This is a genomic window from Pseudomonas faucium (assembly GCF_021602585.1).
In the GTDB taxonomy this organism is placed as follows: Bacteria; Pseudomonadota; Gammaproteobacteria; order Pseudomonadales; family Pseudomonadaceae; genus Aquipseudomonas; species Aquipseudomonas faucium.
The window spans coordinates 1-317 of record NZ_BQIP01000070.1; the positions used below are offsets into that span (position 1 = coordinate 1).

At 49.8% G+C, this 317-nt stretch carries 2 rRNA genes; both read right to left on the reverse strand.

The window, feature by feature from the left end:
- Window positions 1-76, reverse strand: a 5S ribosomal RNA gene (gene rrf, locus L6D75_RS27205); the annotation flags it as partial.
- Window positions 77-212: 136 nt separating this feature from the next.
- A 23S ribosomal RNA gene (locus L6D75_RS27210) occupies window positions 213-317 on the reverse strand; the annotation flags it as partial.

Below are 317 nucleotides of genomic sequence, written 5' to 3' on the forward strand. Positions count from 1 at the left end.
TACCATCGGCGATGCATCGTTTCACTGCTGAGTTCGGGATGGGATCAGGTGGTTCCAATGCTCTATGGTCGTCAAGAAATTCTGTGGCCAGAATGTCCAGATGGACAGCCCAGCGAATTCGGATATGCGATATTTGTGATGTTGCTTGCGAACTTTCGGTTCGTTTCGTCTTCACCACCGCAATCTGCAGGAGCAAATTGCTTGGGTGTTATATGGTCAAGCCTCACGGGCAATTAGTATTGGTTAGCTCAACGCCTCACAGCGCTTACACACCCAACCTATCAACGTCGTAGTCTTCGACGGCCCTTTAGGGGATT